At 69.9% G+C, this 5,030-nt stretch carries 3 protein-coding genes and 2 pseudogenes; all 5 read left to right on the top strand.

All coding sequences use genetic code 11. The features are described 5' to 3' along the window. A pseudogene (locus ABZ261_RS29355) lies at positions 1-123 on the top strand (ATP-binding protein); the annotation flags it as partial. A gap of 388 nt (positions 124-511) precedes the next feature. Continuing rightward, positions 512-3,814, top strand: coding sequence for a nitrate- and nitrite sensing domain-containing protein (locus tag ABZ261_RS29350; RefSeq protein WP_356864354.1), 3,303 nt, complete (start codon positions 512-514; stop codon positions 3,812-3,814). 10 nt (positions 3,815-3,824) lie between these two features. Further along, positions 3,825-4,238: a roadblock/LC7 domain-containing protein gene (locus ABZ261_RS29345; protein ID WP_004983065.1), complete on the top strand. Its 414-nt coding sequence runs from the start codon at positions 3,825-3,827 to the stop codon at positions 4,236-4,238. 96 nt (positions 4,239-4,334) lie between these two features. Next, on the top strand, positions 4,335-4,901 hold the full coding sequence (locus tag ABZ261_RS29340; RefSeq protein WP_356864352.1) for a DUF742 domain-containing protein: 567 nt from the start codon (positions 4,335-4,337) through the stop codon (positions 4,899-4,901). Then, positions 4,882-5,030, top strand: a pseudogene (locus ABZ261_RS29335) (ATP-binding protein); the annotation flags it as partial. The gene ABZ261_RS29340 and the pseudogene ABZ261_RS29335, both read left to right, overlap by 20 nt.

The raw sequence follows: 5,030 nt of genomic DNA, 5'->3' as shown, positions 1-5,030 counted from the left end.
CGCGAGGCCCTGCAGATCGGCCCCGACACCCCGATCATCACCACCGACGCCCGCCACCGCGCGGACGCCAAGAGCGCGCTGATCACCCTGGTGGAGCACGCCCTGATGGCGCGGCTGAGGTAGCGCTCAAGTACGACGTGCGCCATGGCAGTTGTCGTGATCGGACCGGAGCCGACTGTGGCCTTTGACACGGTCGGCTCCGGTGTTGATAACAGTTCGGCAGAGGAATCGCCCGGCATCGCCACGCGACGCGGTCGGGCGGTGCCGCTGTGCGCACGAACGCCCCGCCTTTTGGCGGGGCTCGCTCTTTATGACCGTTTTATCTGCGGGGCGCAACCGCGCCGTCACGGGGCTTTCACTGTTTGGAACTGCGCTGGTCCACGTGCTGGAATGCCTGAACTGCCCAATGGTCAAAGACGTACTGAGTTCGAACTGAGCTGTCGATGACGAACCGGGCTCTGAGAGACTGCGGCACGACGAAGGTGCCGACCGCCGAGAGGTTGTTGGTCGAGTGAGGCGAAGCAAGAACGGTCCCGAGCCGTCGGCGCGGGGCAACTTCACCCCGCCGCCGCGCGCTGCGGCGCCCACCCCCGTGCCCGCAGCGGAGCCGGCGGCCACTCCCGCGGCCGGCGGCGGCCGTTTCTCACCGCGTAACTGGCGGGTGCCCACCCGTCTGAACGCCATCCTGCTCATACCCGTGGCGGTCGGTCTCGTCATGGGCGGCTTCCAGGTGAACAACTCGATCGACACCTGGCAGCAGGCCCGTGACGCAGAGAACACCGCCCGTCTGGTGCGTGCCGCCCTCACCTACGCCGACGCCCTCGAGAACGAGCGTGACGTCACCGCGGCCCCCCTGCTGCTGAACCGCAAGGACGCCGCCGGCAAGACCGCCGTCGACAACGCCCGCAAGGCCACCGACCAGGCCGCCGACGCCTTCGACCAGGCGGCGAAGAGCATGCCGGGCAAGTCGGGCCTGGAGCGCCGGCTGAAGCTGTTCCGCGAGGTCGAGCCCAACCTGGTCCAGCTGCGGCAGGTGGCGTACACCTCCAAGGTGACCGGTGTGCAGACCGAAGAGGGCTACATCGAGGTCAGCCACCCCCTGATGGAGTTCGCCAACGAACTCGGTCTGGGCACCGGCAACATCACGTCCTACGGCCGTACCGTCTACGCCATCTCCCTGACCAAGGCGGCGCTGTCGCTGGAGCGGTCGATCGGCACCCACCTGCTGGTCAAGCCCGGCCCGGACGCGCCGAACCTGGCGACGCAGCGGGTCTCCCTGTCCTCGTACGCCTACCTGGAGCGCATCGCCCGGGAGGAGTACATCGGCGGTGGCACCGAGGCCGACGCGCAGAAGCTGACCGACGCGCAGGCGAAGCTGAAGACGGACGCCGCGGCCCTGGCGGAGAAGGCCAAGGCGCAGAACCCGAACTACGTTCCCCCGCCGTCCGACCCGTCCAAGATGGTGGCCGCGCTGGTCCAGCTGAAGGACACCAGCGCCGCCACCCGCCAGGAGCTCGCCGCGGGCGGTATCACCGCCGAGAACTGGTGGGCGGTGAACACGCTCAAGTACAAGGTCTACCGGCAGATCGAGTCGGACCTCGCCGACAAGGCGGTGAACGAGGCCTCCGTCATCGCCGACGACGCGAAGACCTCCGCGTTCATCACCGGCGCCTTCGTCGTGATCGCCCTGCTGGCCGCGTTCATCCTGGCCGGCCTGGTGGCCCGCCAGATGAGCCGCTCGATGCGCCAGCTGCGCAACGCCGCCTTCGGCATCGCCGAGCAGCGCCTGCCGATGCTGGTCGACCAGCTCTCCCGGACCGACCCCGGCCGGGTCGACACCCGGGTCGCGCCGATCCCGATCACCTCCAAGGACGAGATCGGCGAGGTCGCCCGCGCCTTCGACCAGGTCCACCGCGAGGCGGTGCGGCTCGCCTCCGAGCAGGCGCTGCTGCGGGGCAACATCAACGCGATCTTCACCAACCTGTCGCGCCGCAACCAGTCGCTGATCGAGGGCCAGCTGACCCTGATCACCGACCTGGAGAACAACGAGGCCGACCCGGACCAGCTGGAGAACCTCTTCAAGCTGGACCACCTGGCCACCCGTATGCGCCGCAACGGCGAGAACCTGCTGGTCCTCGCCGGCGAGGAGCCGGGCCGCCGCTGGGACCAGCCGGTCCCGCTGGTCGACGTGCTGCGCGCCGCCTCCTCCGAGGTGGAGCAGTACGAGCGCATCGAGCTGTCCGGCGTGCCGGAGGCCGAGATCCACGGCCGCGCGGTCACCGACCTCGTGCACCTGCTGGCCGAGCTGCTGGAGAACGCGACCACGTTCTCCTCCCCGCAGACCAAGGTGCGGGTGACGGCGACCCGTCTCCCCGACGGCCGTATCATGATCGAGATCCACGACAAGGGCATCGGTCTCACCGCCGAGGACTTCGCGGACATCAACCACAAGCTGGCCAACCCGCCGACCGTGGACGCCGCGATCTCCCAGCGCATGGGCCTGTTCGTGGTCGGCCGGCTGTCCGACCGGCACGGCATCCGGGTCCAGCTGCGCCCTTCGGGCGAGCAGGCCGGCACGACCTCGCTGGTCATGCTGCCGGACGCGATCACGCACGGCGGTGGCGGCGAGGCGCCGCTGGACCGCGAGGAGTTCACGGTCTCGCAGATCATCCCGGAGCAGCAGTTCCAGGGTGAGGACTTCGGACAGCAGCAGCCGGCCCTGCGCACCGCCGCCGAGCTCGGCTTCGACGACAGCCGGTACGCGGAGGTCCCCGACGACGCCCGCGGGCTGGACCCGGTCAACCGCTCGCTGATGCGCGAGGAGCGCCGCGCCGCGCTGGAGGCCCAGGCCCACGGCCAGCAGGCCGACGAGCGCCGGCACGAGGCCGCCGACGCCGCCGCGTACTTCGACGGGCAGCAGCCGTACCAGGAGCAGCAGCAGGCGCCGTACCAGGAGCAGCAGCAGGCGCACCAGGAGCAGCAGTTCCCGGAGCAGCAGGCGCCGTACCAGGAACAGCAGCAGCCCGCGTACCAGGAGCAGCAGTTCCCGGAGCAGCCGTACCAGGAGACCTACACCGAGTCGCACTCGGCCTCGTACGAGAAGCCGTACGGCGAGCAGTACTACGCGCCGAACGGCGAGCAGCAGCAGAACGACGGTTTCTCCGCCGCCGGCGGCTACCCGGAGGCGGCGTCCGGGTCCGCGTATGCGGAGTCTGCGCAGGCCCCGTCCTACCAGGACGACTGGCCCCAGCAGGACGGCTACCAGAACGGCTATCCGGCCCAGTACGCTGCGGAAACGGAATCCTCGCAGGCCGCTGACGCGAGTGAGCGGAACCGCGTAGGCTTCGACCGTCCGGATACGGCATCTCCCGCGGCGCACGAGCTGACCGACGCCGGGCTGCCCCGCCGGGGTTCCGCCGCGAGCGGTTCCCACGGCGCCGGCTCCGCGAACGGAACGGCGCGCACGCAGCAGGAGACGCCGGCTCCCGCACCGGGCAGCGCCCCGGGGACAGGCGGCGACAGCGGCTGGCGCTCGGCGAACGACGAGCGGTGGCAGCAGGCCGCCCAGCTCCGGAAGCCCAAGGCAGGCGGAGTCACCGCTTCCGGCCTGCCGCGGCGGGTCCCCAAGGCCAACTTGGTCGAGGGTTCCGCCGAATCGACCCCCCAGGGAGGCCCACAGGTCTCCCGCGCCCCGGAGGACGTCCGGGGCAGGCTGAGCAACCTGCGCAGGGGCGTCCAGCGCGGACGCAGCGCAGGCAGTGAAACGAACGGCCAGGGCTTCGGTCCTGACAGCACCTACGACCAGGAGCGTTAGTGTGAGCCCGATGAGCCAGGCGGCACAGAACCTGAACTGGTTGATCACCAACTTCGTGGACAACACCCCGGGGGTGTCCCACACGGTGGTGGTCTCCGCCGACGGACTCCTTCTGGCGATGTCCGAAGGCTTTCCCCGCGACCGCGCCGACCAGCTCGCGGCCGTCGCCTCCGGTCTGACGTCTCTGACGGCAGGCGCCTCCCGGATCTTCGAGGGAGGCAGCGTGAACCAGACGGTTGTGGAGATGGAGCGGGGATTCCTCTTCATCATGTCCATCTCCGACGGTTCGTCGCTCGCCGTCCTGGCGCACCCGGAGGCGGACATCGGCCTCATCGGGTACGAGATGGCCCTTCTGGTGGACCGCGCGGGCACGGTCCTCACCCCGGATCTCCGTGCGGAGCTCCAGGGCAGCCTTCTCAACTAATCAACGGACGATGCGTGTTCGCGTCCCGGGGCCGTAAGGTTTCGGGACGCGGCTCCCCACAAGGATGGGTGCCCGGCGCAGTCGGAGGAGGAGAAAGTGGCAACACCCCCAGGCGGTTCGTCTTCGGGTAACTGGTCGTACGGCCCTGTCCAGGGGCAGGGCGACGGTTCGGCGAACCGTTACGACTTCCCCTCCACCCCCGGTCACCGGCAGCCCTACGCCCCGCAGGGGCCGGGACCGTCGCCGTACGACCAGCCTCAGGCCCCGCGCATCCAGCCGGTCCAGCCGCAGCGCCGCCCCGAACCGGCTCCGGCGGCGTCCCACAACCCCCTGGTGCGTCCGTACGCCATGACCGGCGGCCGGACCCGCCCGCGCTACCAGCTCGCCATCGAGGCACTGGTGCACACCACCGCTGCTCCGCACCAGATGCAGGGCCAGCTGCCCGAGCATCAGCGGATCTGCAACCTGTGCCGGGAGATCAAGTCGGTGGCCGAGATCTCGGCCCTGCTGACGATCCCCCTCGGCGTGGCCAGGATCCTCGTCGCCGACTTGGCGGAGGCGGGCCTGGTCGCCATCCATCAGCCCGGCGGCGACGAGAACGCCGGTGGCCAGCCAGACGTGACACTGCTCGAAAGGGTGCTCAGTGGACTTCGCAAGCTCTAGCGGCGGTCCTTCCCGCTCCACCACCTCCGCGAAAATCGTGGTGGCGGGCGGCTTCGGCGTGGGCAAGACCACGTTCGTCGGCGCCGTCTCGGAGATCAACCCGCTGCGCACAGAGGCCGTCATGACGTC

It is taken from the genome of Streptomyces sp. NPDC006193 (genome assembly GCF_040613915.1).
In the GTDB taxonomy this organism is placed as follows: domain Bacteria; phylum Actinomycetota; class Actinomycetes; order Streptomycetales; family Streptomycetaceae; genus Streptomyces.
This window is presented reverse-complemented; position numbering and strand designations above follow the sequence as displayed.